The sequence below is a fragment of the Streptomyces marokkonensis genome, assembly GCF_039539045.1.
Lineage (GTDB): Bacteria > Actinomycetota > Actinomycetes > Streptomycetales > Streptomycetaceae > Streptomyces > Streptomyces marokkonensis.
Genome location: NZ_BAABCQ010000005.1, coordinates 1 through 25,195, shown reverse-complemented (window position 1 = coordinate 25,195; position 25,195 = coordinate 1). Strand labels below are relative to the sequence as shown.

Genomic DNA, 25,195 nt, shown 5'->3' with positions numbered 1-25,195 from the left:
GCCGGTGTGGCCGGCGCTGCCGGGCCGGCCGGTCTAGCGACCGCCGGAACCTCGTGCGTCGGCCCGGCCTCGCTCGTAGCGTCTGGCGCGCCGGTAGCCGGTGAGCTGCCCCTCGGCGTCGAGCTCCACCTGGTAGCTCGCCATCAGGCTCATCGTGTCGGGCACCCGCTCGAGTTCGAGAACCTCGACCTCCAGCGTCCAGCCCTCCTCCGTCTGCTCGAAGGACGAAACGGACTCGGCGGTCATGCCGGTGAGCTCCGCGAGCTGTGCGCGCGCCTCGCGCAGCACCTCCATCGGCCGGGGCCGACGCGACTCCTGTGACTCTTGTGACCTCTGCGCGCCTTGTGCTTCTTGTTGCTTCTGCGCTTCTTGGGACTTCTGTGTTTTCCGTGAACTCTGTTGTGAGCCTTGCGATTCGGACGTGTTGTTCGTGTTCGACATGGCCACCTCCCCCTCCGTGTGGCCGCAAGAGTGTTCGCCAAACCTCCACGGGCGCATGCATGTGCCACCCGCGGGTGCCCCCCGTACAGCCCCGGCCGGCTCAGCCGCGCAGGGCGTTCAGCCGCCGTCGGGCGGGGCCCAGGGTCCGGGCCCGGCTCATGGCCCCGGCCCAGGGCCGGGTGCGCGCCTGGTCGACGACGTCCGCGATCGTCCAGCGGCGGGCGTGCAGCGCGGGGTCCTCCAACTGGTCCCAGGAGATGGGGGTGGCCACGGGCGCGCCGGGCCGGGCGCGGACGGTGAAGGGGGCGACCGCCGTCTGCGCGTAGGCGTTGCGCTGGATGTCGAGGTAGAGCCGCTCGCCGCGGTCCTTCTTGCGGACGGCGGCGGTGAGCCGGTCGGGGTGAGCAGCGGCCAGCACGGCGGCGACATCTCGGGCGAATTCCCGTACCGCGTCGAATTCCTGACGGGCGCTCAGTGGCACGACCACGTGGAGTCCTCGGGACCCGGTGGTCATGAGGGCCGAGGGCAGTTCCAGCTCGTCGAGCAGCTCGCCCAGCAGCCGGGCCGCCTCCCGTACGGCCTCGAAGTCGTCTCCGGCCGGGTCGAGGTCGAAGACCATCCGGTCCGGCCGGTCCACCCGCCCGGCCCGGGACGGCCAGCGGTGCAGGGTGAGGGCGGCCTGGTCGGCGAGGTAGAGGAGGGTGGCGGTGTCGTCGCAGACGGTGTGGCAGACGGTGCCGCCCTCCTTGCCCACCTCGGCGCGGCTGATCCAGTCCGGGTAGTGCTCCGGGGTGTTCTTCTGCATGAACCGCGGCCCGTCGACGCCGTCCGGGTACCGCTCCAGCATCAGCGGGCGACCCCGCAGGTGCGGCAGCACGAAGGGGGCGACGGCACGGTAGTAGTCGACGAGGTCGCCCTTGGTGTACTCCTCCGCCGCGCCTCCTTCTCCGCCGCCGTCGCCCTTGGGGAACAACACCTTGTCCGGCCGGTGGACCTCCACGGTGTGCCGGCCGGCCCGGACGGTCCGCGCGGCGCCACCACTCACGGGATGATCGCCTGCTCCACCAGCATCCGTGCGGCCGCCTCGATGGACTCGGCGTCGATCCCGGCGGCGTGCAGCTCCTCGGCCGGGGTCGCGGAGCCCGGCATCGTACCGACGGCGAGCCGGACCAGGCGGGGCACGGGCCTTCCGTCGCAGAAGGCGTCGAGGACGGCGTCGCCGATGCCGCCCTCCTGGCGGTGGTCCTCCACGGTCACCAGGCAGCCGGTGTCCTCGGCGGCCTCGCGCAGGGTGGCCCGGTCGACGGGCTTGACCGAGTACAGGTCGATCACCCGGACCGCGATGCCGTCCTGGCCGAGGGCGTCGGCGGCGGCGAGCGCCTCGTGCAGGGTGACACCGGCCGCGACGACGGTCAGCCGGTCGCGGTCGGAGGAACGCAGCACCTTGCTGCCGCCGACGGGGAACTCGTCGTCGGGGCTGTAGATCACCTTGCTCTCGCCGCGTGAGGTGCGCAGGTAGCGGATGCCCTCCAGGCCGGCCATCTCGGCGACGAGGCGGGCGGCCTGGTTGGCGTCGCACGGGTAGAGCACGGTCGAGCCGTGGATGGCCCGCATCATCGCGAGGTCCTCCAGACCCATCTGGCTGGGCCCGTCCTGGCCGATGGCGACGCCCGCGTGGGAGCCGACGAGGTTGATGCCGGAGCCGCTGACGGACGCCATGCGCACGAAGTCGTGGGCGCGTGTCAGGAAGGCGGCGAAGGTGGTGGCGTACGGTACCCAGCCACGTGCCGCCATGCCCACCGCGGTGGCGACCATCTGCTGCTCGGCGATGTAGCACTCGAAGTAGCGCTCGGGGTGTTCCTTGGCGAAGAACTCGGCGCGGGTGGAGTCGCCGACCTCGCCGTCGAGGGCGACGACGTCGCCGCGGGCGGTGCCGAGGGCGGCGAGCGCCTCACCGAAGGCGTTGCGGGTGGCGACGTCGTCGCCCTTGTCGTAGCGGGGCAACTCGGTCTGTCCGGTGCCGGCCGAGTGCAGTGCCCGTGCGGACGGCGGCTCCTGTACCCGCACCGTGAGGTCGCGCGGGCCGCCGAGCTCGGCGATGGCCTCCTCGGCCTCGGGGAGGGGCTTGCCGTGCTGGCCCTCGCGGTCCTCCACGGCCTCGACGCCCTTGCCCTTGAGGGTGCGGGCGATGATCGCGGTGGGCTGACCCTTGGTGGACAGGGCCTCGCCGTAGGCGCGGTCGACGGCGTCCACGTCGTGGCCGTCGATCTCGATCGTGTGCCAGTCGAAGGCCCGGAAGCGGCGCGCGTACGCGTCGAGGTCGTGGCCGTGCCGGGTCTGACCACGCTGGCCGAGCCGGTTGACGTCGACGATCACGGTGAGGTTGTCGAGTTGCTCGTACCCGGCGTGCTCGGCGGCCTCCCACACGGATCCCTCAGCCATCTCGCTGTCGCCGCACAGCACCCACACGCGGTAGTCGGCGTGGTCCAGCCGCTTGCCGGACAGCGCGATGCCGACGCCGACGGGGAGGCCCTGGCCGAGCGAACCGGTGGCCGTCTCGACCCACGGCAGCCGCTGCGGGGTGGGATGTCCCTCCAGGCGGCTGCCCAGCTTTCGGAAGGTGAGCAGCTCCTCGTCGTCGATGGCGCCGGCCGCCTTGTAGGCGGAGTAGAGGAGGGGTGAGGCGTGTCCCTTGGAGAGGACGAAGCGGTCGTTGCCGGGGTGGGCGGGGCGCTCGAAGTCGTAGCGGAGGTGGTTGGCCAGGAGTACGGCCATCAGGTCCGCGGCGGACATCGAGGAGGTCGGGTGTCCGGAGCCCGCGGCGGCGGACGTCCGTACGCTGTCGACGCGCAGCTGCTGTCCGAGGTCGACGAGTTCACCGGTGTTCATGAGTCTCCTTCCGCTCCACGTCCGTCGGAACGCTTGACGGGGCCGGGGGCGATGTCGGGTCCGGGGGGCGGCTGGTCCGCCGGGGGCTCGGGGCCGGGGTCGTCGGACGCGCCGGTGGACCGGGCGGGGGTGGGCGCGGCACCGGTCGGCCGGGGCCTACCGGGCGCCGCAGCGGGGCGCCGGGGCCGACCCGGCGCCGCGCCCGGACGCCGTGGCTCGGCGGGCGCATTGGCGGACGGTGGCTTGGCGGGTGCCGCGGTGGACGGCGGCTTGGCGGGCGTCCCGGCGGGGCGCGACTTGGCGGAGGCGTCGGCTGGGCGACCCCCCTTTGCCGGTTCGGCGGCGGGCTGGTTCTTGGCCCGCTCACCACCCGGCTGGTTCTTGGCCCGCTCACCACCCGGCTGGTTCTTGGCCCGCTCACCGCCGGGCGTGCCAGTCGTCGGCGTCGTCGGCGTCGTCGGTTCGCCATCGGCGGGCTCGGCACTCGGCCGGTGGTCCTCCGCGGACTCGGGGCCGGCTCGGTGCCCCTGGCCCTCTCCGGCCTCCGCTCCCGCCTTCTTCAGTGTGTCCGCCCCGCCCGGCACCCGCGCCACCTCCGGCGACGCCGACTCCAGGGGCACGGACCAGGACCGTACGAGACCCAACTGGACGGCCTGACGGGGAAGTACCGCGTCGAGCAGCCAGTCCGCGGCGACCCGCACCCGGTTGCCCGGCATCGCCGCGAGGTGGTAGCCCCGCGTCACCGCGCCCGCCGCCGGACCGGACATCGGCACCCCCAGCGGATTGGCGGCGGCCTTCGCGCCGCCCAGGTCCACGACGAACCCCATGTCACGGTGGCGGTAGGCCTTCCGTTCCCCGCCGATACCGAGTGACGCGGCTACGTTCAGCGCGCAGACCTTGCCGTGCCGCCACGCGTGCTGGGCGGTCATCGGCGTGTACTGGCCGGGCCGGCTCAGGTCGGGCACGGCGGCCACGTCACCGCACGCGAACAGCTCGGGCCGCCCCGGCACCTGGAGGTGCGGGTCCACGAGCAGCCGGCCGCGTTCCATGGGCAGCCCGAGGGACTCGACCAGAGGGTCGGGCCGTACGCCCACGCACCACACCAGCGTGCGGGTGTCGACGGTCGTGCCGTCGGTCAGCAGGACCCCGTCGTGCGTGGCCTCCTTCACGGAGGTCCCCATCCGTACGTCGACGCCCCGCTGCCGCAGCACCCGGTCGGCGGTGCGGGAGAGCCGTTCGTCCATCTCGGGCAGCACCCGGGGCGCCACGTCCAGCAGCATCCAGCGGGGCCGCATACCGGTGCGCATCGGATGCTTGCGGACCTGCGCGTCGGTGTACATCTGGCCGTGCGCGGCGACCTCCGTACCGGTGTATCCCGCCCCGACCACGACGAAGGTGCACCGTGCGGCGCACTCCGCGCGGTCGTCGGCCGCGGCGGCCAGCTCCACCTGCCGGGTCACGTGGTCGCGCAGGTAGAGCGCCTCCGGCAGCCCGCGGAAGCCGTGGGCGTGCTCGGCGACGCCGGGGATGGGCAGCAGCTTGTTGACGCTGCCCGCGGCGAGCACCAGCCGGTCGAAGGACAGTGTGCCCGCGTCGCCCTCGGGACCGGTGTAGTGCACGGTCCGCCCGTCGAGGTCGATGCCGTCGGCCTCCCCGAGCACCAGCCGTACGCGCGGCAGCGTGCCCGACAGGGACACGCTGACCCGGCGGGGTTCCAGGATGCCGGCGGCGACCTGCGGCAGCAGGGGCAGGTAGAGGAAGTAGTCGGTCGGGTTGAGCAGGGTGATGTCGGCCTGGTGCCGGGTGAGCCGGGACAGGGTGCGGGCCGTCCGGTACCCGGCGAAGCCGGCACCGACGATCACGATGCGGGGTCGGCTCACGGTTCGCCTCCGGGCTGTCGCGTACCTCGTGAGCCTTCCGCGTCCCCCTGACCAGGTCGGCCAAACGTCCGCCGGGCCGAACGGCCGCGCGGTAACACGGCCCCCTGCGCGGTATCACGCTCCCGCACCGCCGGTTTCCGGCCGGGCGCCCGGGGACCCGGGCCGCGACCCACCCGCCCCATGTCCCGGAGGCAACCCCCCATGCCCGAGTACGGCTATTTCCTCTCGTGCGAGCAGTACGGTCCCGCGGAGCTGATCGAACAGGCGCGGATGGCCGAGCAGGCCGGATTCCAGGCGCTGTGGATCTCGGACCACTACCACCCCTGGAACGGGGAGCAGGGACAGAGCCCGTTCGTGTGGTCGGTGATCGGCGCGCTGTCCGACGCGGTGTCCCTGCCCATCGAGACGGCCGTGACCTGTCCGACCATGCGTATCCACCCGGCGGTCGTGGCGCAGGCCGCGGCGACCGGCGCGGTGATGACGGACGGCCGTTTCCGGCTCGGCGTCGGCTCCGGCGAGGCGCTCAACGAGCACATCTTCGGTGACGCGTGGCCGGCCGCGCACGTACGCCTGGAGATGCTGGAGGAGGCCGTCCTGATCATGCGCCGGCTCTTCACCGGCGAGGAGGTCAACCACCACGGCACGCACTACACGGTCGAGAACGCCCGTCTGTACACCGTCCCGGACGAGCCCGTCCCGATCGACATCTCCGGCTTCGGCCCGACGGCGACCAAGCTGGCGGCCCGGGTGGGCGACGGCTACATCACGATGATGCCGGACGCCTCGATGGTGGAGCAGTACCGCAAGGGCGGGGGCGGCGGCAATCCGGTCAGCGGAGGCACCAAGGTCTGCTACGACACCGACCGGGACGAGGCGGTGCGGACCGTGCACCGGCTGTGGGCCAACGAGCAGCTGCCGGGCGAGCTGGGCCAGGTGCTGCCCTCGCCCAAGCACTTCGAGCAGGCGCAGACCCTGGTCACCGAGGACATGGTCCGGGACAACCGGGTGTGCGGCGACGACGCGGACGAACACGTCGCGGAGCTGAAGAAGTTCGCCGACGCCGGCTTCGACCGCGTCTACGTCAACCAGATCGGCCCCGACCTGCGCGGCTTCTTCGACTTCTACCGTACGACCGTGCTGCCGCGGCTCCGGCAGAGCGCCTGACCGGTGCGGCACGGCGCCCCCCGAACCACTCTCGGGGGGGGCGCCGTGCCGCGTCGGGTCGCGGCCGGTCAGCCTCGGCCATGAGCGCCATGAGCGCCATGAGCGCCGCGCGGGGCCTCGGGGTCGATGTCGTCCTGGCGCGGTGCCGCCGGTCCGGTGCCGCCCGGTGCGGGTGTGCCCGCCCCCGGGGCGCCCGTCGCGCCGCCGACTCCGCCCGGCGCGACGGGCGGCATCGGCGGATAGGGCATGCCCAGTCCGCTCGGCGGCGCACCCGGCGCGTCACCGCCGAGGGTGCGGTCGTGCCCGGGGCCGTGGGCGGACGCCGGCCGGGCCGCGCCGCGCAGCAGGTAGGCCGCCACTCCCAGGAGGGCGGCCGTGATCAGCGCGGCGGCCCAGTCGGGCATACCGACGGCGAGCGCCAGGCCCACGGTGAGCGCGAGCGCCGCACCCGCGTACAGGGCGGCGGCACCCGACGCGGCGTACAGCGTGGCCTTGCGGCGCTGCTTGCGCGTCTGCTCACGCAGCTCGTCGCGCACGGTCTCGCGTGCCACCTGCGCCAGTTCGTCGACCAGATGCTTGTCCAGGTGTTCCAAGTGATCCATGCGGTCCATACACCGCGGGTACCCGGAGGCGGAACTTCCATGGGCCGGACCGCGGGTTGGACCCGCCCTTCCCCAACTAGGCTCGTCCGCATGGACATTCTGGGAGCCACACTGCGCATCTACGTCGACGACCTGGACAAGGCGATCCCCTTCTACGAAGGCCTGGCCGGCGGCCGGGCCCACCGCTCCGAGCGCGGCGGTGTCGAAGTCGCCGCGGTCGGCTGCTTCCTGCTGATGAGCGGGCCCGAGTCCCAGCTCGAGGTGCTGCGCAAAATCACCGCGACGATCGCCGTGACCGACGTCGAGGAGACCCACCGGGTCCTCGCCTCGCTGGGCGCGGACATCGTCGCGGGCCCGGTCCCGACTCCCGCGGGCCGCAACCTGATCGCCCGGCACCCGGACGGGACGATCTACGAGTACGTGGACCGGCGGGCGTAGCGGCGGACACAGCGGCGGGCCGGGCGGGCTCACCGCCCGCCCGGCCGCATCCGGAAGTCGTGCCGGGCGGGGAGTGGTTGGTCTCCGAGCCGGGCCCACAGCCGGTCGATGCTCTCCGCGCCCTCCCGCAGGTCCGCGACCTCGAAGCCCTCGTCGAAGACGGCCCGTGCCTCCTCGCGGCGGCCCTCGGCGGCCAGCAGCTCCGCCTCGGTCAGCCGGAACCGGCCGCGGGACCGGGTCGCGGGGCTCAGCCGCTCCCACACGGCACGGGCGTCCGCCGTGCGCCCGACTGCGAGCAGCGCCTCGATCGCCTCACGGCCGAGCGCGGCGGCGACGGCCGCCCACTCCTCGTCGCCGCCGCGGTCGTCCGTCTCCTCCCGCCCTTCCGCCGGCCGCTCACACAGGTCGTCGAAGGCCTCGGTGTACCGGTCGGCGGCCCGCTCGTGGTGGCCGTCCTCCTGGTCGGCGACGGCGAGGCAGCGCAGCAGCGGCCAGCCGGCCGCGGCGGTCTTCAGGCCGCGTTCCCAACTACGTACCGCCTGGGCCCGGTCGCCGCCGTGCCACTGTGCGATGCCGAGGTGGTACTCGGCGGCCGGCGTGGCGGCCGTGGTCTCCAGCATGTCCCGCCAGGGCCGGGCGACCAGCGTGTCTCCGGGCGGCTGACGACGCTCGGGATCGGGCAGCGATCCGGCGCGCAGCAGGTGCAGCCAGGGCCGCTGCTCGTCACCGAGGGTGCTCTCCTCGAAGGGCGTGCCGGGCAGCTTCCAGCCCGCGCGCAGCACTTCGAGCGCGCCCCAGCCCGACCCGGTGGCGAGGCGTTCGCCGGGCTCGGCGTCCGCGTACGGCCGCCAGGCCTCGTACGCCGCGTCGACACCGGCACGCGGCAGGACCGTCTCCAGCCGGTCCTCAGCACCGCGCAGTACGGTGTGCCACTCGCCTCCGGGTGACGCGTCGAGCGGCCCGTAGGCCTCCAGCCACGACACCTCGCTCTCCGCCTCCAGCCTGACGTGTTCGAGCTGCGTGCGGGCGAGACCGGCCTGGATCTCGCAGTAGCCGCCGGTGCCGGGCTCGGTGAGCCACTCCTGCCAGCGCCGCCCGCCGGGCCCGGTGCCCCACACGAACAGCTTGCGCCCGCGCAGTACGTCGGTGGACGTCTGCACGAGCCCGGTCCCGTGTTCGTCGAGCGCGGCGATCCAGCGGCGTCGGCCGTCCGGCACCTCGTAGAAGTAGTCGGCGGGATACCGGCTGTTCAGCGGGTACGTCCGGTCCGTCCCGTCGTACGACGGGACGGGCACCCGGCGCAGCCGCCTCTCGTAGCCGAAGAGCCAGGCCTCGTCGGCCGGGGCGAGGACACGTCGCTCCTCGGGGACCGCGATGTTGGACCACCAGTACGTCGGCACCGGGCGTTCGTGCGGGTTGCGGATCCGGACGCCGACGTGGAGGAAGTCCGAGCCCTCCGGCAGCCACAGGTCGACCTGGAAGGGCAGGTCGCGCAGCCGCTCCCACTCCCACAGGCGCAGCATCTCCCCGCCGTCGGGGGCGGGCACGCGGGCGGCGTGGACGGGCGAGCAGGACAGGGTTGTGTGGCCGGTGGCGCCGATGTTCCACTCGATGCCGCCGGAGAACCAGGCGCCGTTGAGGGCGAAGTTGGCGGGCTGGAGCACGGGGTTGACGTAGAGGAGTTCACGGTCGGTCGGCTTGTGGTGGAGGGAGGCGATGCGGCCGCCGAGGCCGGGCAGGACGGTGGCCCGCAGCCGGTTGTTCTCGATGACGAGGGCATCGAACTCCCGTGCCTCGCGGGCCCGGTCGTAGCCGTCCCGGACCCGCACGGGCAGCAGGCCGCGCAGTGGTTCGTAGTCGACCTGGCGGGCCATGTCGCGCGGCAGGCCGGACCGGTCGCGTTCGTCGATGCGGTGGGCCTCGTCCAGGGGGCGCAGCGGCGGCAGGGGGTTGTCCGGTCCCAGCGGCGCGGCGGGCAGGGTCAGTACCTCACGTCGGATCGTCGTCACGGTCCCCATGGAAGCCGCTCACCGGCCCGCTGAACAGGGGCGCCGCCGGTCACGTTCGCGCGACGTCGCTCACGTTCGGCACGATGAGGTTCAGCCCGAGGTCACGGTCTCGGCGGTGATCGCCCAGCGCTGGTGGTCGCGCCAGGCCCCGTCGATGTAAAGCATCCTCGGCGAGAAGCCCTCCAGGTGGAAGCCGCAGGCGCGGGCCAGCGCGATCGAGGCGGCGTTGCCCGGCTGCACGTTGATCTCCAGCCGGTGCAGCCGCATCGGCCCGAACGCGTATCGCACGACGAGGTCCAGTCCCTCGCGCATCAGCCCGCGGCCCGCCGCGTGCGCGAAGGCGCCGTAGCCGAGCGCGCCGCTGCGGAAGCCGCCCTCGACGATGTTGTTGATGTTGACGAACCCGGCGATGGAGCCGCCGTCCGCCCCGCCGGAGTCCGTCCCGACACCGTCCGCCCCGCCGGCGTCCGCCCCGCCGGCGTCCGCCTCGCCTCTTTGCGCCCCGCCGCTTTCGGCCAACCCGCTCGCGCCCTTCTCGCACACCAGGAACCCGGCCTTGGCCGGGTCCTCGATCAGCCGCGCCGCGTAGGCGTCGTACGCCCGGGCGCTGTCCGGCGGGAAGAGCCACGGGTGGTGCAGGTCCTTGCTCTGGCGGGCCCGGGCGGTGAACTCGGCGCCGTCCTCGTAGGTGAAGTGCCGTACGACCACGCGGGGGCCCTCGGCGAGCGGGCGGGACGGGATGTGCGGCATTCCGCCAGCCTACGACGCCCGGTCGCCGCGCGCGGGGCGTGGTCAGCACAGCGCCGGACGGTCCAGCGTCAGGGTGCCCGCGTCCGCGTCGAGTTCCGCCGTTACGCCGAACGGGACGGTCAGCGCTCCCTCGCAGTGCCCGAAGCCGAAGTCCTCGACGACCGGCACACCGAGACCGCCGAGCCGGTCGGCCAGCATGGGCCGCAGCCGCTCGTAGGGCTCGCACGCGTGCCACGAACCGAACAGCACGCCGGCGACCCCGTCGAGTCGGCCGGCGCGCAGCAGCTGGGTGAGGTAGCGGTCCAGCCGGTACGTCTCCTCCCCCACGTCCTCCAGGCACAGCAACCCGCCGCGCGTGGAGGGGCGGGCGTGCGGGGTGCCCAGTTCGGCGGCGAGCAGGGCGAGGCAGCCGCCGAGGGTGACGCCGCGCGCCCGGCCCGGGACCATCGGGGTGCTGCCGCCGGAGGCGATCACGCGGACCGTCTCCGGGGCGAACAGGGTGGCCTTCAGGTGCTCCTGCGCCCGCGCGTTCTTGAGGAAGTCGATCCCCGCGGCCATCGGCCCGTGCAGCGTGACCAGGCCCAGCCGGGTGGCGAACGCCTCGTGCAGCGCGGTGATGTCGCTGAAGCCGACGAGCACCTTGGGCCCGGCCGCGCGCATCGCCTCCCAGTCGAGCAGGTCGGTCACGCGCTGGACGCCGTACCCGCCGCGGGCACACAGCACCGCGTCCACGGAGGGGTCGCACCAGGCGGCCTGGAGGTCGGCGGCCCGGTCGGTGTCCGTGCCCGCGAGGTAGGCGAAGGCCTGGTGGCGGTCCAGGACGTGCGGCCCCACGACCGGCTCGAGGTCCCAGCCCCGCAGCACGTCCAGCCCCGCCTGCAGCCGCTCCTCGGGCACGGGCCCGCTGGGCGCGACGACGGCCACCCGGGCGCCGGGGGCGAGCCGGGCCGGCCGGGTCAGCTCCTTCACTTTCCTTCCTTCCCTCACCTGGTCAGCTCCAGGGTCGGGATGCCGAGCGGGGCCAGGCCGAAGACCTGCGCGTAGAGGGAGAGCTCGGCCTCCAGGGCGCGCACCATGGTCCCCGCCCGGCGGAATCCGTGCCCTTCGCCCTCGAAGGTGAGGTACGCGTGCGGCACCCCCCGGTCGTGCATGCGGGCGAGGAACCGCTCGCACTGCACGGGCGGGCAGATCACGTCGTCGAGGCCCTGGAGCAGCAGGAAGGGCACGGTGACCCGGTCGGCGTGCTCGGCGGGCGACCGCTCGACGTACCGGTCGGGCACCTCGGCCTGCGGGCCGATGAGGCTCTCCAGGTACCGCGACTCGAAGTCGTGGGTCTCCCCCGTGCCCCAGCCCGTCAGGTCGAGGATCGGATAGCTGACCGTGCCGCAGGCGTAGACGTCCGTCGTGGCCAGCGAGGCGGCTGCCGTCCATCCGCCCGCGCTGCCGCCGCGCACGGCGAGCCGCTCCCGGTCGGCGGTGCCCTCGTCTGCCAGGGCGAGGGCGACGGCCGTGCAGTCCTCGACGTCGACGACGCCCCACTGCTCGCGCAGCCGGTTGCGGTACTCCCGGCCGTGACCCGTCGAGCCGCCGTAGTTGACCTCCGCGACGCCGATGCCGCGCGAGGTGAAGTAGGCGATCTCAAGGTCGAGGACGAGGGGCGACCGGCTGGTGGGTCCACCGTGCGCCCAGACGACGTACGGCGGCAGCTCGCCGTCCGGTGCGGCACAGCCGGGGTTGTGCGGTGGATGGAGGTGGGCGTGGATCTCGCGCCCGGCGGGTCCGGTGAAGGTGCGGATCCGCGGTTCGGGGTAGTACGCCGGGTCCACGGCGTCGCTGTGCGGCGCGCCGACGACCCGGGCCCGGCCGGTGCGGGCGTCCAGTTCGACCACCTCGTAGGAGCTGCGCGGACTCGCGCCGACGGCCACCACTCGCTCGCCGTGCGCGGCGAGGGTGGCGGCGAACTCGGTCCAGGGACCCGCCGCGTCGACGACCTCGCCGGTCTCCGGGTCGAGTATGCCGAGGGCGGTGGCGCCACGGCCGTGCACGACGGCGATCAGGCCGCTGTCCAGCGGCGCGAACCACCGCTGGCCGAGCTTCCAGAGCGGCCCGCCGAACTCCTCCTCCCGCGCGCACAGCGGCTGCCCGTCGCGGTAGAGGTTCCACCAGCCGGTGCGGTCACAGGCGTACAGCAGGGCGCCGTCGGGGGCCCAGTCCACCTGGGCGACCGACTCCTCGGGGCCGCCGGCCACGGTCCGCGCGTCCAGGAACGTGCCCTCGGGGCCGACCTCCGCGACGATCAGCTCGGTGCCGTCCCAGGGCATGCGCGGGTGGTCCCAGGCCAGCCAGGCGGCGCGCCGCCCGTCGAGCGAGAGGCGGGGGCCGGTGACGAAGCGGTGCCGCTCACCGGTGAGTTCACGGACGGCGTCCCGGTCGTCGGCCGCCGAGCCGTCCAGCGGCACCGCCGCCAGAACCCGGCGCACGTCGCTGGGCCCGTCGCCGGTGAACTCCTCCAGGACGCACCACACCTCGCCGTACTCGGCACGCACGTCGGGCTCGGCCCAGCGCAGCCCGCCGCCCAACGGTGAGACGGGCGTCAGCGGACACGGCTCACCGCCGCCCGGCCGATAGGCGTACAGCCGCTGGTCGGCGAAGTTCACGAAGACCACCAGCGGCCCGGTCCCTGTCATGTGCGCGGCCCAGGGCCGGCCGCCGTACTCGATGACGCGGCTGCGCACGTTCCAGGGGGCGGGCAGCACCGGCTCCTCGGTGCCGTCGGGACGCCGCCGCACCAGGGTGCGCCGGCCGCCCTCGTCGGGCCGGGGCGCGGTCCACCACACCTCGTCGCCGACGAGGCCCACGTCGTCGGGCCGTCCGTCGTGCGCGGCGGCGAGGGCCGCGTCGACGGGCGAGGGCCACGATCCGTACGGCAGAGACTGCACCGACTCCCCCACTTTCTCCTCCAGATACTTGTCGGACGGGCCCTGATGCCCGGCTGCTAGGCCGTGCGCAGGAAACGGTCGAGGACGCGGACGCCGAAGTGCAGCGCCTCGACGGGGACGCGTTCGTCGACACCGTGGAAGAGGGCTTGGTAGTCGAAGCCCTCGGGCAGCTTCAGCGGCGCGAAACCGTAGCCGGTGATGCCGAGCCGCGAGAACTGCTTGGCGTCCGTGCCGCCGGACATGCAGTACGGCACCACGTGTCCCTCGGGGGCGAACTCCTCGACGGCGGCGCGCATCCGGGCGTACGTCGGCGAGTCCACAGGCGCCTGGAGGGCGACCTCGCGGTGGGCGAACTCCCAGTCCACGTCCGGCCCGGTGAGCCGGTCGAGGGTACTGCGGAACTCGTCCTCGCCACCGTGCAGGAAGCGCCCGTCGACGTACGCGACGGCCTCCCCGGGGATCACGTTGACCTTGTAACCGGCGTCCAGCATGGTCGGGTTGGCGCTGTTGCGTACGGTGGACTCGACCAGCCCCGCGGCCGGTCCGAGCTTGTCCAGCAGCGCGTCGACGTCGCGCAGGTCGGTCTCGATGCCGTAGACGGCGGCGAGTTCGGTGAGGGCGGCGCGCACGGTCGGGGTCAGGCGCAGCGGCCATTCGTGGTCACCGATGCGGGTGATCGCCGCGGCGAGCCGGGTGACCGCGTTCTCCCGGTTCACCTTGGACCCGTGGCCGGCCCGTCCCCGCGCGGTCAGTTTGAGCCAGCCCGTGCCGCGCTCACCGGCGGCGATCGGGTAGAACCGCCGGCCGGCACCGTCGTGGAACGTGAACGCCCCCGACTCGCTGACACCCTCGGTGCAGCCCTCGAACAGCGCGGCGTGCCGGTCGGCGAGGAAGTCGGAGCCGTCTTCGGCGCTGGCCTCCTCGTCAGCGGTGAACGCGATGACGACGTCCCGCCGGGGCCGTACCCCCCGCCGGGCCCAGTCGCGCACGACGGCCAGGATCATCGCGTCCATGTTCTTCATGTCGACGGCGCCGCGCCCCCAGACGACTCCGTCGCGGATCTCCCCGGAGAACGGGGGCACGCTCCAGTCGGCGGCCTCGGCGGGCACCACGTCCAGGTGGCCGTGCACGAGCAGCGCACCGGCCGACGGGTCGGTGCCCTCGATCCGGGCGACGACGTTGGTACGGCCCTCGGTGCGTTCCAGCAGCGTGGGCTCGATCCCGGCCTCGGCGAGCCGTGCGGCGGCGTACTCGGCGGCCGGGCGCTCCTGGCAGTCACCGCCGCCGCGGTTCGTCGTGTCGATCCGGATCAGCTCGGAGGTGAACCGCACGACCTCGTCCAGTGCCTGGGCGTCCGTGCTTCCGGGCGTGCGCTCGATCGTGCTCCCGGACCGCTCAGCCATACTGCTCCTCCACCGCGGCCGAGGCGATCGTGGTGACCGCCTTGAAGGTACGGATCGCCTCGAACATGGTGTCGTGGGTGTACGCCACCTTCCGCTCCGCGATGCGGGCCACGCCCGGCACGACCGTCGAGGCCGCCGCCAGGTGCTCGGCGTCGAACTCCACGGCGACGGTGAAGGGCCCTTCGCTCACCGGCTCGTGCCGCACCGCGAGCGCCGCCGCCTCCTTGGCCGCCGCCCGGATGTCACCGGCGGTCCTGGCCGGCGTACGGCACACGGCCGCGTACCGCGACACATGGTCCTTGACCGCGACCTTCAGGGCCTCGGGCGCGTACCCGAGCGCGTCCTCGCACGCCACGTCGTCCCCGGTGACCAGCACCACCGGCACCCCGTACTCGGCGACGACGTGCGCGTTGAGCAGCCCCTCGCTGGCCCGTACGTCGTTCAGCCACACGCCGGTGATCTGGTTGGCGAGGAAGGTGTGCGCGAGGACGCCCTCCATCCCGGCGCCCGCGTGGTACCCGATGAAGGCGATGCCGTCCACGTCCCCGTGCTGGACGCCTTCCACCATGGACAGCGGTTTGTGCCGACCGGTGAGCATCTGCGTCCGCTCGTCGAGCCGCTCCAGGAGGAGGTTGCGCATGGTCCAGTGGGCCTCGTTGACGAGCACCTCGTCGGCACCACCGTCGAGAAAGCCCAGCACGGCGGCGTTCACGTCCGAGGTGAACATCGACCGGCACCGCTCCCACTGCGGCGTCCCCGGCAGCACGTCGGCCGGCCAGGTGACACCGGTGGCGCCTTCCATGTCGGCGCTGATGAGGATCTTCATGCCTCGAAACCGTACGCGCTGCCCGGCCGCCTCGGCCAGAGCTGTGGACAACTACCGGTGGTATGGACCACTGAACTCACCTCGTACGGCCTACGACCAGCCCTTCTGCGGATCAGGCCGATCATAGGAACGGCGTCCGCTACGGCCGAGCACCGCCTTCCACGCCCCAGCTGTCCGCATGATCGGGCCGGCCCTCCCCCCGACGGCGTACACCCGCTCGTCCCGGCTGCCGGAGCGAGGAAGAGTGGCACTGTGCACGCCGTCAGCGAGAACATCCACGCCGGTACGCGCCTGGGCCCGCTCGGCGCTCCAAACCCCGACTTCGCCTTCGTCGCTCCGTGACCCTGCGGCGGCGGTACGGCGGTGTCCCATGACCCATCCGGGCACTCTCGTCCTCATCATGACCGCCGCCGTCCTGGCACCGCTCCCGCCGGTGCCCGGTCTCAGTCCTCGTGCCCGAGCTGGAGGTCGCGTTCCGTGCGGCCGCCGCCGGCCACCTGGAGCACGGTCGCGACGGGCGGATAGCCGGCGGCGATGACGGTGTACTCGCCGGACGACAGGTCGACGAACCGGAAGGAGCCGTCCGGCCCGGTGGTCAGTGTGTCGACCACGTTGCCCGCCGCGTCGAGCAGCGTCACGCGCGCGTCTTCCACGGCCCGTCCGCCACTGGCGCGCACGGTGCCGCGCAGGACGGCGCCGCCGGCCAGCTCGACGTCCTGGCGCGTCTCCCGGGCGGCCTGGACGCTGACGGGCAGCGCGGCCGGACGGAAGGCGGGGGCGCTGCCGGCGAGGGTGTACTCGCCGGCCACCAGCTCGGTGATGACGTAGCCGCCCTCCCGTCCGCTGCGGGTGGTGGCGACGACCTCGCCGTGGACGTTGGTGAGGGTGACGGTCGCGTCGCGTACCGGGCTGCCGTCCGCGGTGAGCACGCTGCCGGCCAGGCGCCCGGCGCCGCCGAGGACCACGTCCAGTTCCACCGGGCGTTCACCGACGGTCACGGACACCGCCTGCGGCTGGTGGCCGCCCGCCGCGGCGATCAGGACGTACGACCCCGAGCCGGGCGTGGCCAGCGCGTACCGTCCGTCGTCGCCGCTGGCGCCCCGGCCGATCTGCTGCCCGCCGACGTTGATGAGGGTGAGCGCCGCGCGGGGCACGACGGTGCCGTCGGGGTGCTGCACCGTGCCGCAGACCGGGATACCGGCGGCGTACGGCGAGCGTGCCTGTGGGACGGAGGCGACGTGTCGTCCGGTCTCCGGGTCGGTGACGGGGGCGTTGTGGGACACCAGGGGTTTCTCCTTGAGGAAGAAGGCGATGAGCAGCCCGAGGACGAGTACCGGCACCAGGTAGAGGAAGATCCGCGGCATGGCGTCGGCGTACGCCCCGATGTAGGCGTCGCGCAGCGCCGGGGGCAGGGAGTGGACGAGTTGTGGGGTGATGGCCTCGGCGTCGGGCAGGCCGGTGCCCGCTTCGGCGGGGATCCGGTCGGCCAGGGCGTAGGTGAGCCGGTCGGCGAAGAGCGTGCCGAAGATGGCCGCGCCGACACTGCCGCCGATCTGCCGGAAGTAGTTGTTGGCGCTGGTGGCGGTGCCCAGGTCGGCGGGGCGCACGGAGTTCTGCACGGCGAGGACCAGGACGGGCATCACCATGCCGATGCCGGCGCCGAGGATCGCCATCCAGACGCTGTAGTGCAGGCGTGGCGTGTCGGCGTCGAGCCGGGACAGCAGCCACATGCCGACGACGGACAGCGCCCCACCGAGGATCGGATGGACTCGGTAGCGACCGGTCCGGCTGATCATCTGCCCGGAGATGACCGAGGCGCCGACGATTCCGCCCATCATCGGCAGCATCAGCAGGCCGGACTCGGTGGCGGTGGCGCCGTCGACCATCTGCAGGAAGGTCGGCAGATAGCTGGCGGCGCCGAACAGGGCGACGCCGATGACGAGCCCGACCAGGCCGGTGACGTTGAACACGGAGTCCCGGAACAGCCGCAGCGGGATCAGTGGTTCGGGCGCGAAGTGCTCGGCGACCAGGAAGAGGACGGTGGCCGCGACCGCTCCGGCGGCGAGGCCGAGGATGACCCCCGATCCCCACTCGTACTCGGTGCCGCCCCAACTGGTCAGCAGGACCAGGCAGGTGGAGGCGGCGGCGAGCAGCAGGGCGCCCAGGATGTCGAGCCGGGGCTTGACGTCAGGCTTGGGCAGCTTCAGTACGACGGCGACGACGGCCATGGTGACCAGGCCGAAGGGCACGTTGATGTAGAAGCACCAGCGCCAGGACAGATGGTCGGTGAAGTAGCCGCCCAGCAGGGGGCCGGCGACCGAGGCGAGTCCGAAGGCGGCGCCGATCAGGCCCATGAACCGGCCGCGTTCGCGGGCCGGCACGATGTCCGCGATGATCGCCTGCACGCCGATCATCAGTCCGCCCGCGCCGATGCCCTGCACGGCCCGGAAGGCGATCAGCTGGTCCATGGTCTGCGCCCGGCCGGCGAGTGCCGAGCCGACGATGAACACCAGGATGGCGAACTGGAAGACGCCCTTGCGTCCGAAGAGGTCGCCGAGCTTGCCGTAGATCGGCAGGCCGACGGTGGAGGTGAGCAGGTAGGCGGTGATCGCCCAGGACATCTTGTCCAGGCCGTGCAGCTCGCCGACGATCTTCGGCAGCGCCGTGGCGACGATCATCTGCTCCAGGGCGGCGAGCAGCAGCGCCAACATCAGTCCGACGAAGACCAGCCGGACCCGGCGCGGGCTCAGCCCGGCGTCCCACTCCGGTGGGGGAGCGGGGGGTTCGGGAGGCGTCGGGGGTGCGGCGACCGGTTCGTCCTGCACCAGAGTGATCCCGCCCACGTACCGCTCCCCTCGTCACACCCGCTCACAATTGCCGCCAGAGGCGACAACTGCGAACAAGTGCGAAGAGTTACGGCATACAACGGAATCGCATGGAGATCACTCGAACCGGTGAGACGCCCCTCACCCGCTCAACAGGCTTCCAGCGGCTGCCCCTTGGCTACCTCTCGACCTCGGCGGCGAGCTTGGCGAGCATCGCGTCGTAGATCCGGGCGAGTCCCTTGGGCGCGAAGGTCTTCTCGAAGAAGCCGCCGACGCCGCCGGCGCCCTGCCAGGTGGTGAGGACGACCACGCGGGACTTGCCCTCCCCGGCCGGGGTGACCCGCCAGGTGGTGACCATGGAGGAGTTGCGGTCCTTCTCGACGAGCTCTCCGTCGGTCGGCTCGGTGACCTCCAGCAGGCAGTCGCGCACGCGCTTGCTGGTGGCCTGGAGCTTCCAGTGGACGAGGGTGCCCTCGCCGTCGCCGCCCTCGCGGACCTCGTACTCGCTGAAGTGCTCGGGCAGCAGCTTCTCGCGGGTGCCGCTGTAGTCGGCGAGGGTGTCGAACACCGTCTCCGCGTCCGCCGCGACGATCCGCTCCGTCTCCGCCTCGACCTGCGCCATCGGGTACCTCCAGGGCCTGGTTCTCGGGGTCGGGGCAAGCCAACCACCCCGCCGCCCGGCCACCAAATCGGGGGGCGCGAAGGGGACCGGCGCGACTCGTCCGCCATCAGGAGAAGACCTGCTCCATGCACCGCGACGCATGTCCTTCCGCGATAGCGTGAGGCCGACTGGGGCCCGTCCATGGAGCACTTGCTTGGGGGATCGGAGAATGCCGCTCAGTACGGAAGACCCGGAGTCGATCGGCGGCTACACGTTGGAGGACCGACTCGGATCAGGGGGGCATGAGTGTCGTTTACCATGCCCGGTCGGGCTCGGGGCGCAAGGTCGCGGTGAAGGTGGTGTACCAGCAGTTCGCCGACGACGCCGAGTTCCGGTCCCGGTTCCGCCGCGAGGTCACCGCCGCACGCCGGGCGAGCGGCGCTTTCACGGCGGCAGTTGTCGATGCCGACCCGGATGCCGCACACCCGTGGATGGCGACCTCGTATGTTCCGGGCCCCACGCTTGCGCAACGGGGCCCCGCGTCATCGACTTCGGCATCTCCCGCACGTCCGACCAACAACACCTGACGACGACCGGTCGGGTCATGGGCACTCCGCCGTTCATGTCACCGGAGCAGTTCCGTGTGCCCAAGGACACCGGGCCTGAGACCGATGTCTTCTCCCTGGCGTCGGTCCTGGTGTACGCGGCGACCGGGCACAGTCCGTTCGAAGCGGAGAACGCCTACATGACGGCGTACCACGTAGTCCATGATCCTCCCAGACTGGACGGCCTGCCCGGGGTACTGCGCGACATCGTCACGGACTGTCTGGAGAAGGACCCGTCGAAGCGGCCGTCGGTGGACGAACTGCTGGAACGCGTGGGAGAACTCTCCGCGACCGGTCTCCTGCCGCCGACTGTGGCACTCGACACGCTCGGTCCCGCTCCTGACCGGGCGCGCCGACGGCGGCGCATCGTCGCGGGGGCGCTCGCAGCGGCAGGGGGTACGGGTTTGGCGGCGACCGCGGCCTTCGGGCTGCTGGACGGGGCGCACAACGGTCAGCGGGAGAAACCGTCGCAGACCTCGTCGACACGGCAGGCGGCGCCGCCGATCGACTCGAGCACACCACGAGAGCCGCGCGCCACGGTCGTCCCGCACGAGATCAAGGCATCCCGTTCCTCCGAGGGCCACGAGCCGACCCGCGCCTTCGACGGCTTCGAGCAGACCTGGTGGGGGCCGGGTGTGTCCGGGTCCGGCAGGGGTGAGTGGATCGAGGCCCGTTTCGAGACCCCGGCCCGGTTGACCGGTCTGGTCCTCACGTCCGGCATGGGCGGCATGGCCGGGTCCTCGTCGAGTTCGGCCCTGCCCCACCGGCTGGCCGTCACCATCACCACGGCTGCGGGCGAGACGGTCGAGCGTGAGCTGACTCTCGACCGGGTGCTGGGCGGTCAGCACCGCGAATTCGACGTGGGCGAAGTGAGCGCGGTGCGTTTCACCATCAGGTCGTCCTACGACCCTTCCGAGGCGACTCAGGTCGCGATCAGCGGCATCGAGTTCCGCCGAGACATCGAAGTCCTCCCGCCCGCCGAGTGACTTCACGGTCCCCGGCTGTCCCGGCTCCCGCCGTCAGCACCCGACCTGGACCCCGCACACCCGGCCACTGCCTCACTCCGGACGGTCGCGTGTCGGCGCTCCCCCGGTGTTCAGGGGTTGGCGTCCATCAGGACGGTGACCCGGTCGAAGCGGAGTGCCTCGAGGTCCTGGCGGGGCATGGTCCAGTACAGGATCGACATGGGGAATCCCACCCACTGCGCGAGCAGAAGCCAGTCGTCGGGGTCCAAGACCTCTTCGTCTTGTTCCGCGTACGCGGCGGAGGCCACCGGGTCGCCGTAGTCGTCGAAGTTGGCGGCGTGGCCGCCGAGCTATCCCGGATGCAGGTCCGCGACGGCGGCGACGCTCTCGTCCGGCCAGTTGCCGCTTCCGGACACCATCCGCGCCGTGCCGTGCAGGACGTACCCGAGCCGTCGTAGACACGCCCCGACTTCAGCGGCGCCAGGCAGGTGCGCAACGCGGACGCGAGGTCGGCCGGTGTACTCGTCGGGAGCTGAACGTCCCCGTTCCTTTCTGTCTCATGGCGCGGCATTCAGCAGATTCTTGCGAGGAACCCCAGGACTTCAGTCTTGGGAGGAATCGCATCCTCGTGGTCGCGGCGCAGAGCGCCGCGGCATCGCTCGTGCGTGCTCGGCCGCGAAGCGGCCGAGTGTCGTGTCCGGCGGAGCCGTGTTGCGCCGCCGGTGGCGGGTTCACTCGGCCGGGTGACGCATGGCGAACGTACGGTGGCTGGTCGTACGGGTATGTAGGTTTGGCGCTCGTGAAGCTGATGACGCAGGTCAAGTTGCTGCCGACGCCGGTGCAGGCGGCGGCGCTGGAGGCGACCCTGCGGGCCTGCAACGAAGCGGCGACCTGGGCGAGCGAGGTCGCCTTCGGGAAAGACGTGAAGACGAACTTCGCGCTGCGCGAGCACACCTACACCGAGATCAAGGCCCGGCGGAACCTGGGTGCGCAGGCCGCCCAGCACGTGATCAAGAAGGTGTGTGACGCGTACGTCACGCTGAAGGCCAACCTGAAGGCCGGGAACCTGGGCAGGCCGGGCTCGAAACGCTACCGCGGGGTGGTGGAGAAGCCGGTCGCCTTCCGCCCGGCGGGCGCGCAGCCCTACGACGACCGCATGCTGTCCTGGCAGATCGACCAGCGCGGGGTCTCGGTCTGGACGACCGCCGGGCGGGTGAAGGACGTGGCGTTCACGGCCTCACCCGAGCAGATGGCGACCCTGGCCCTGTACCGCAGGGGCGAGTCCGATCTGCTGTGTCGGGACGGCATGTGGTTCCTGAACGCCACGTGCGACGTGCCCGAAGCGGCACCGAACACCGCTCCGGTGGACTTCCTCGGCATCGACCTGGGCATCGTCAACATCGCCACCACCAGCGACGGCGAGATCATGGCCGGACGAGAGCTCAACCGCACCCGTAGCCGGGAGCGCACGCTCCGCACCAAGCTGCAGAAGAAGAACACCCCGTCCGCCAAGCGCCGGCTGAGGAATCGGCGGCGCAAAGAAGCGCGGCGGGCCAAGGACATCAACCACAAGATCGCGAAACGTGTGGTGGCCGAGGCAGAACGCACCGGTCGCGGAATCGCCCTGGAGAACCTGACAAGCATCCGCGAACGGGTACGGCTCCGCAGGCCCCAACGGGCCACCCACTCCAGCTGGGCCTTCGCCCAGCTGGGGCAGTTCATCGCGTACAAGGCGCTCAAGGCCGGGGTGCCGGTCGTGTACGCCGACCCGGCGTACACCTCACCTCCCGCACCTGAGCCGAATGCGGCCACACCGACAGGGCGAACCGGGTCTCCCAGGCCCGGTTCGTATGCCGGTCCTGCGGATTCGCTGATCACGCGGACCGGAACGGCTCCCGCAACATCCGCGAGAGAGCGTGGGAGTTGTGGCGACGCGGGGCGCAGTCAACCGCCCCAGACCCACTTCCCGGACCGGGACGTGGGACAGGACGCAAACGCAGCACCCCGGCCAGTGGTGCCCGTTCTGCAAGCCCGGGACTTTGGTCCGGGTCGTTGACGGATCCTAGGTCTTTCTGAACCCCGGCAGGGACGGTCGGTGCACGCCCGTGCCAGGAGCTGAGAACCAGTCCGAATCCCGCCCGGCGCCTCCGGGCCTGCCGCGGTGACCGGCCCACGTGCACGGCGAGCACGGCGTCCGACCGGCGCCGTACGACCCGGACCGGGAGCATTCGAGGGCATCTGCCGACCCGATCGGGTCAAGCACGGTCCGGCGGCGTTCTTCCCGAGACGCTCTCCGGGACGATGCGGCGAGGACCGCGACCCGCGCGGGCCGCAGCCTCTCCGTCCTCGGAGGACGTCATGAGACAACGCGCAGCCGTGCTGTGCGGCGCCGCCGTCATCGCCGCAGGGACCGTCACGGCCGTCCCCGCCGGGGCGAGCGCTCCGCACCCCGTGGGCGCCCCGTACGCCGCGGAACCCGGCTGGGAGAAGTGCGGCACGGACGACTACCCGTCACTCCAGTGCGCGTCCCTCACCGTTCCGCTCGACCACGCGCGTCCGGACGGGAAACAGATCACGCTGGCGCTGTCCCGCGTCCCGCACACCTCCGACACGTACCAGGGGCCGTTGCTGGTCAACCCGGGCGGGCCGGGCGGCAGCGGGCTGACGCTCGCCGGGTTCGTGGCGTCCTCGCTGCCCGCCGAGGTGGCCGCACAGTACGACGTCATCGGCTTCGATCCGCGCGGAGTGGGGAAGAGCGAGCCGGCCCTGAACTGCCGGCCGGGCCATTTCGACCCGGTGCGCCCGGACTCCGTGCCCGCCACTTCGGCCGTCGAGAAGGCCAACCTCTCGCGTGTGAAGTCCTTCGCCGAGGCCTGCGGCGAGAAGTACGCGGACGTGCTGCCGTACATCGACACGGTCAGCACCGCACGGGACATGGACGCGATCCGCAGGGCGGTCGGCGCGACGAGGATCAACTACTTCGGCTACTCGTACGGCACTTATCTGGGCGCGGTGTACGCCAAGCTTCACCCGGACCGGGTGCGGCGCCTGGTCCTGGACTCCGTCGTGGACCCGACCGACGTCTGGCAGGACGTCAACCTCAACCAGGACCTCGCCTTCCAGGACCGCCATCGGGACTTCCTGGCGTGGACCGCCGAGCACGACGCGGCGTACGCCCTGGGCTCCGACCCGCGGCGGATCGAGGCCGCCTGGTACGCCATGCGGACCGCGCTGGTGAAGAAGCCGGCGGGCGGGAAGGTCGGCGCCTCGGAGCTGGAGGACACCTTCCTGCCCGGCGCGTACTACAACGGCTACTGGCCCTACCTTGCGGAGGCGTTCGCCGCGTACGTGAACGACGGGGACGCCGATCCCCTCGTCGAGGCGTACGAGAACTTCGGGGCCGTGGACGCCGCCGGCGACAACGGCTACAGCGTCTACACCGCCGTGGAGTGCCGTGACGCCGGCTGGCCGCGTGACTGGGACGAGTGGCGCGACACCAACTGGGCCCTGTACGAGAAGGCACCGTTCATGGTGTGGAACAACGCCTGGTACAACGCGCCGTGCGCCTTCTGGCCCACGGACCCGCGCCTGCCGGTGGACGTCACCAACCGCGAGCTGCCACCGGCACTGCTGTTCCAGGCGACCGACGACGCGGCCACCCCGTACGAGGGCGCCCTCACCGCGCATCGGCTGCTGCGCGGCTCCAGCCTCGTGGTCGAGGAGGGCGGCGGGAACCACGGCATCACACTGAGCGGGAACACCTGCCTGGACGAGCACCTGTCCGCGTACCTGGCCGACGGCACCCTGCCACGCCGCGACAGCGGCGGCAGCAGCAACAACAACAAGGCGGACGCGGTGTGTCCGACGCTGCCCGGCCCGAAGCCGCTGGAGTCGAGGGCGGCGTCGACCTCCTCGCGCGGCTCGACGCTGCACGGACTGCTGGGCTTCCGGGGGTAGTAACGGGGCGATGTCAGACCCGTGGTCCACGATGGGCGTATGAGTGAGCTGACCAGGACCCCCGCCCCCGACGGCGTCGTGTCCTCCGCCCAGTACTCCCATGTCGTCCTCGGCACCGGACGGTTCGTGGCCGTCTCCGGTCAGCTCGCCCTGGACGAGGACGGCGAGCCCGTCGCCGAGGACGACGCCGGCCGCTGACGGGTCATCGCCGCCCCGCGATGCGCGCCAGCGCCCGCACCGCCGCCTGAGCCAGCGCCGGGTGGGCCAGGGCGTCGTTCAGGACGGGGCCGGCCCGGTCGTCACCGAGTGCGCCGAGGCCGTCGACGCAGGCGAGCGCCACGCGCCGGTACGGGTCGTGCGGGCGCAGCCGTCGCTCCAGAGTGGTGATCAGGGCGGGCACGGCCTCGGGGGCCCGCAGTTCGACCAGCAGCCGCACCGGGTGCAGGGCGTAGGCGACCCGCAGTTCGTTGGTGGCCAGGGCGGCGGCGGCGCGGGCGGTGCGGGGGTCGCCGAGGCGGGCGAGAGCGTGGGCGGCCAAGGCGCAACGCGGCGGATCGCGGTGGTTCAGCAGCAGCACGAGGGACTCGAAGGCCCGCCGGTCCCCCGCCACGCCCAGCCGGAACGCGGCCAGTTCGCGGGCCCAGAGCGGCTGTCCGGCCTCGGTGAGCACCGCGGCCAGCTCGTCCGGGTCCCCGGTCACCACGAGGCGTTCGTACGCCGCCGAGGCACCCTGCGCCCCCGGCGCACCCGACGGGCCCGACGCCGCCGCTTCGGCCCGTAAGCGCTCCGTGAGCGTTCGCAACTCTTCGTCCATGGCACCGAGGTTAGGGGCCTCACAGGTCCTGTGGGACGTACATCACGAACACCGGGGGCTGGCGCGCTCGTTACCCGCGAGTTAATC

At 72.5% G+C, this 25,195-nt stretch carries 19 protein-coding genes and 3 pseudogenes; 7 read left to right on the top strand and 15 right to left on the bottom strand.

Going from position 1 to position 25,195, the window contains the following annotated elements; genetic code table 11:
• Window positions 1-33: 33 nt before the first annotated feature.
• From ABEA26_RS02095 to ABEA26_RS02080, 4 genes are all read right to left on the bottom strand, one after another.
• The gene (locus tag ABEA26_RS02095) at window positions 34-441 is read right to left on the bottom strand and encodes a gas vesicle protein GvpO (protein WP_345588599.1); all 408 of its coding nucleotides are present in this window, start codon (window positions 439-441) and stop codon (window positions 34-36) included.
• A 100-nt stretch (window positions 442-541) separates the two neighbouring features.
• The gene (ligD, locus tag ABEA26_RS02090) at window positions 542-1,486 is read right to left on the bottom strand and encodes a non-homologous end-joining DNA ligase (RefSeq protein WP_345588597.1); all 945 of its coding nucleotides are present in this window, start codon (window positions 1,484-1,486) and stop codon (window positions 542-544) included.
• Window positions 1,483-3,330, bottom strand: coding sequence for a transketolase (locus ABEA26_RS02085; protein ID WP_345588595.1), 1,848 nt, complete (start codon window positions 3,328-3,330; stop codon window positions 1,483-1,485). The genes ligD and ABEA26_RS02085 overlap by 4 nt, the downstream gene beginning before the upstream one ends.
• A complete protein-coding gene (locus tag ABEA26_RS02080) occupies window positions 3,327-5,210 on the bottom strand; it encodes an NAD(P)/FAD-dependent oxidoreductase (protein ID WP_345588593.1) in 1,884 nt (627 codons plus the stop codon). The genes ABEA26_RS02085 and ABEA26_RS02080 overlap by 4 nt, the downstream gene beginning before the upstream one ends.
• A gap of 201 nt (window positions 5,211-5,411) precedes the next feature.
• On the opposite strand from ABEA26_RS02080, the gene ABEA26_RS02075 reads away from it, so the two are divergent.
• Window positions 5,412-6,374 carry an LLM class F420-dependent oxidoreductase gene (locus ABEA26_RS02075; protein WP_345588592.1) on the top strand — a complete coding sequence of 321 codons (963 nt, stop codon included), beginning with the start codon at window positions 5,412-5,414 and terminating at the stop codon, window positions 6,372-6,374.
• 68 nt (window positions 6,375-6,442) lie between these two features.
• Here ABEA26_RS02075 and ABEA26_RS02070 read toward each other — a convergent pair whose 3' ends face one another.
• Window positions 6,443-6,985, bottom strand: coding sequence for a phage holin family protein (locus ABEA26_RS02070; RefSeq protein WP_345588590.1), 543 nt, complete (start codon window positions 6,983-6,985; stop codon window positions 6,443-6,445).
• Between the two features lie 81 nt (window positions 6,986-7,066).
• Between ABEA26_RS02070 and ABEA26_RS02065 the strand changes: the two genes are divergently transcribed.
• Window positions 7,067-7,414 (top strand): VOC family protein, encoded by a 348-nt coding sequence (locus tag ABEA26_RS02065; RefSeq protein WP_345588588.1) that lies wholly within the window; start codon window positions 7,067-7,069, stop codon window positions 7,412-7,414.
• Between the two features lie 29 nt (window positions 7,415-7,443).
• Here the strand turns inward: ABEA26_RS02065 and ABEA26_RS02060 are convergent, their stop codons facing one another.
• From ABEA26_RS02060 to ABEA26_RS02025, 8 genes are all read right to left on the bottom strand, one after another.
• The gene (locus ABEA26_RS02060) at window positions 7,444-9,432 is read right to left on the bottom strand and encodes a DUF5107 domain-containing protein (RefSeq protein ID WP_345588586.1); all 1,989 of its coding nucleotides are present in this window, start codon (window positions 9,430-9,432) and stop codon (window positions 7,444-7,446) included.
• An 81-nt stretch (window positions 9,433-9,513) separates the two neighbouring features.
• Entirely contained in the window at window positions 9,514-10,173 is a 660-nt protein-coding gene (locus ABEA26_RS02055) for a GNAT family N-acetyltransferase (RefSeq protein ID WP_345588584.1), read from the bottom strand.
• 42 nt (window positions 10,174-10,215) lie between these two features.
• Entirely contained in the window at window positions 10,216-11,142 is a 927-nt protein-coding gene (locus ABEA26_RS02050) for a S66 peptidase family protein (RefSeq protein ID WP_345588582.1), read from the bottom strand.
• 14 nt (window positions 11,143-11,156) lie between these two features.
• Window positions 11,157-13,112 (bottom strand): prolyl oligopeptidase family serine peptidase, encoded by a 1,956-nt coding sequence (locus ABEA26_RS02045; RefSeq protein WP_345588580.1) that lies wholly within the window; start codon window positions 13,110-13,112, stop codon window positions 11,157-11,159.
• A gap of 56 nt (window positions 13,113-13,168) precedes the next feature.
• On the bottom strand, window positions 13,169-14,515 hold the full coding sequence (locus ABEA26_RS02040) for a M20/M25/M40 family metallo-hydrolase (RefSeq protein ID WP_345588578.1): 1,347 nt from the start codon (window positions 14,513-14,515) through the stop codon (window positions 13,169-13,171).
• Window positions 14,508-15,341, bottom strand: coding sequence for a M55 family metallopeptidase (locus ABEA26_RS02035; RefSeq protein WP_345588576.1), 834 nt, complete (start codon window positions 15,339-15,341; stop codon window positions 14,508-14,510). The genes ABEA26_RS02040 and ABEA26_RS02035 overlap by 8 nt, the downstream gene beginning before the upstream one ends.
• Before the next feature lie 443 nt (window positions 15,342-15,784).
• The gene (locus ABEA26_RS02030; RefSeq protein WP_345588574.1) at window positions 15,785-18,184 is read right to left on the bottom strand and encodes an MFS transporter; all 2,400 of its coding nucleotides are present in this window, start codon (window positions 18,182-18,184) and stop codon (window positions 15,785-15,787) included.
• Window positions 18,185-18,344: 160 nt separating this feature from the next.
• Window positions 18,345-18,788, bottom strand: a complete 444-nt coding sequence (locus ABEA26_RS02025; RefSeq protein WP_345588572.1) for an SRPBCC family protein — start codon at window positions 18,786-18,788, stop codon at window positions 18,345-18,347.
• Between the two features lie 208 nt (window positions 18,789-18,996).
• Between ABEA26_RS02025 and ABEA26_RS02020 the strand changes: the two are divergent.
• Window positions 18,997-19,638 (top strand): annotated as a pseudogene (locus ABEA26_RS02020) (serine/threonine-protein kinase); the annotation flags it as partial.
• Complete coding sequence (locus ABEA26_RS36235) at window positions 19,624-20,358, top strand: NADase-type glycan-binding domain-containing protein (protein ID WP_425587776.1); 735 nt, start codon at window positions 19,624-19,626, stop codon at window positions 20,356-20,358. The pseudogene ABEA26_RS02020 and the gene ABEA26_RS36235, both read left to right, overlap by 15 nt.
• Before the next feature lie 110 nt (window positions 20,359-20,468).
• Here ABEA26_RS36235 and ABEA26_RS02015 read toward each other — a convergent pair whose 3' ends face one another.
• Complete coding sequence (locus ABEA26_RS02015; RefSeq protein WP_345588570.1) at window positions 20,469-20,645, bottom strand: hypothetical protein; 177 nt, start codon at window positions 20,643-20,645, stop codon at window positions 20,469-20,471.
• A gap of 500 nt (window positions 20,646-21,145) precedes the next feature.
• On the opposite strand from ABEA26_RS02015, the pseudogene ABEA26_RS02010 reads away from it, so the two are divergent.
• From ABEA26_RS02010 to ABEA26_RS02000, 3 genes and pseudogenes are all read left to right on the top strand, one after another.
• Window positions 21,146-22,413: pseudogene (locus ABEA26_RS02010) on the top strand (RNA-guided endonuclease InsQ/TnpB family protein).
• A 282-nt stretch (window positions 22,414-22,695) separates the two neighbouring features.
• Window positions 22,696-24,294, top strand: coding sequence for an alpha/beta hydrolase (locus tag ABEA26_RS02005; RefSeq protein WP_345588568.1), 1,599 nt, complete (start codon window positions 22,696-22,698; stop codon window positions 24,292-24,294).
• 39 nt (window positions 24,295-24,333) lie between these two features.
• Window positions 24,334-24,480 (top strand): annotated as a pseudogene (locus ABEA26_RS02000) (RidA family protein); the annotation flags it as partial.
• A 16-nt stretch (window positions 24,481-24,496) separates the two neighbouring features.
• Here ABEA26_RS02000 and ABEA26_RS01995 read toward each other — a convergent pair.
• Window positions 24,497-25,108, bottom strand: a complete 612-nt coding sequence (locus ABEA26_RS01995) for an adenylosuccinate lyase (RefSeq protein ID WP_345588566.1) — start codon at window positions 25,106-25,108, stop codon at window positions 24,497-24,499.
• Between the last annotated feature and the right edge of the window lie 87 nt (window positions 25,109-25,195).

Coding starts and splice junctions, on each gene's coding strand:
- ABEA26_RS02095 (WP_345588599.1), bottom strand. CDS start 441: ATGTCGAACACGAACAACACGTCCGAATCGCAAGGCTCACAACAGAGT.
- ABEA26_RS02085 (WP_345588595.1), bottom strand. CDS start 3,330: ATGAACACCGGTGAACTCGTCGACCTCGGACAGCAGCTGCGCGTCGAC.
- ABEA26_RS02075 (WP_345588592.1), top strand. CDS start 5,412: ATGCCCGAGTACGGCTATTTCCTCTCGTGCGAGCAGTACGGTCCCGCG.
- ABEA26_RS02070 (WP_345588590.1), bottom strand. CDS start 6,985: ATGGACCGCATGGATCACTTGGAACACCTGGACAAGCATCTGGTCGAC.
- ABEA26_RS02065 (WP_345588588.1), top strand. CDS start 7,067: ATGGACATTCTGGGAGCCACACTGCGCATCTACGTCGACGACCTGGAC.
- ABEA26_RS02060 (WP_345588586.1), bottom strand. CDS start 9,432: ATGGGGACCGTGACGACGATCCGACGTGAGGTACTGACCCTGCCCGCC.
- ABEA26_RS02055 (WP_345588584.1), bottom strand. CDS start 10,173: ATGCCGCACATCCCGTCCCGCCCGCTCGCCGAGGGCCCCCGCGTGGTC.
- ABEA26_RS02040 (WP_345588578.1), bottom strand. CDS start 14,515: ATGGCTGAGCGGTCCGGGAGCACGATCGAGCGCACGCCCGGAAGCACG.
- ABEA26_RS02035 (WP_345588576.1), bottom strand. CDS start 15,341: ATGAAGATCCTCATCAGCGCCGACATGGAAGGCGCCACCGGTGTCACC.
- ABEA26_RS02025 (WP_345588572.1), bottom strand. CDS start 18,788: ATGGCGCAGGTCGAGGCGGAGACGGAGCGGATCGTCGCGGCGGACGCG.
- ABEA26_RS02005 (WP_345588568.1), top strand. CDS start 22,696: ATGAGACAACGCGCAGCCGTGCTGTGCGGCGCCGCCGTCATCGCCGCA.
- ABEA26_RS01995 (WP_345588566.1), bottom strand. CDS start 25,108: ATGGACGAAGAGTTGCGAACGCTCACGGAGCGCTTACGGGCCGAAGCG.